Genomic DNA, 1,231 nt, shown 5'->3' on the forward strand with positions numbered 1-1,231 from the left:
TTTTTTTAAATATTAGTTAATATTTTACCAGAATAATTTTCATCATAAGCTACTCCTCTCAATAATATCGCATATATCTGTCTCAGCAATTTATGTGCTACCGCTATTAGTGCCAATTTCTTCGCTTTACCTTTACTCAATAACCTTTCATATAGTTCCTTACAACTTTTATTATATTTTTTCGCTGATAATGAAGCCATATATAATAATTTCCTCAAATATCTATTACCCCGTTTAGCAATACTCCCTCTACCCCTCACCGATGTCCCTGACTCCTTAATCGATGGATTTAATCCTAAATAACTGCTCATCTTCTTTGCATTTGAAAATTTACCAATTCTATCCCCAAAAACACTTATTACCCCTGCTGCCAACCTCTTACCTACACCAGGAATACCTAATAATAACTTATATTCAGATAAATAATGGGACTTTATTATTCTTTCTATCTCAGACTCAAGCTCCTTTATCTTGTCTTTCAATTCTTTTATTGACATTTCATAATTGCTTAAAACAACTTCTGATATTATTGGGTTATTTTGTAAACTCTCTATTTGTGAGGTCATCTGCGAAATTGTTTTATGAAAATCTTCTATCGCCTTTAAACATTGATCTATTTCGCTCATCTCTTTACTCTTAGGCTCATATCTATTTAACTCTATATTATAACCAAACTCTGCTATTATCTTAGCATCTACTGCATCTGTCTTACTCCTACACAGCAGCATCTCACTATATTTCTTCACTTTAAATGGATTTTCTACTGATATTTCATACCCTCTTTCATATAATCCATTTGCCAATTTCAAATGATAGGTACCTGTATTTTCAAGTACAAATAATAAATCATCCATGTTTTTGTTTGACAGTTTTGATAATATTTTTGATTCAAAATCAGCGAATTTATTCCTTACTCGATATTGTTCATGCTTACTACCATCATAAATACTCACATCAAGTGTTTGCTTAGAAACATCAATCCCTATTATTTTTTTCTTGTTAGTATTCATTTTGATTGCTTCCTCCATAATTTTGTGGTAAGCTCCCTTTTATTATCATTGTGAATACAGGCTTATAAGCCTAATGTTCTATTCAATTTTGGGAGCCAGGGTAGGGGAACAACATTGCGAACGGTTTCTTGAACCAATGACCAGCTTGTTCTTTATCCTTCCCTGGTTTTCTATATCACTCTTTTCTAACTTTGTTAACATAATTTGAAACATACAATGAC

General features: G+C 31.8%; 1 protein-coding gene. It reads right to left on the bottom strand.

Annotation, left to right across the window (positions count from 1 at the left end):
• Positions 1-5: 5 nt before the first annotated feature.
• Positions 6-1,010 (bottom strand): IS110 family RNA-guided transposase, encoded by a 1,005-nt coding sequence (locus OWM07_RS11135; RefSeq protein ID WP_423303818.1) that lies wholly within the window; start codon positions 1,008-1,010, stop codon positions 6-8.
• Between the last annotated feature and the right edge of the window lie 221 nt (positions 1,011-1,231).

The organism is Deferribacter thermophilus, assembly GCF_049472675.1.
GTDB lineage: Bacteria > Chrysiogenota > Deferribacteres > Deferribacterales > Deferribacteraceae > Deferribacter > Deferribacter thermophilus.

Coding starts and splice junctions, on each gene's coding strand:
- OWM07_RS11135 (WP_423303818.1), bottom strand. CDS start 1,010: ATGAATACTAACAAGAAAAAAATAATAGGGATTGATGTTTCTAAGCAA.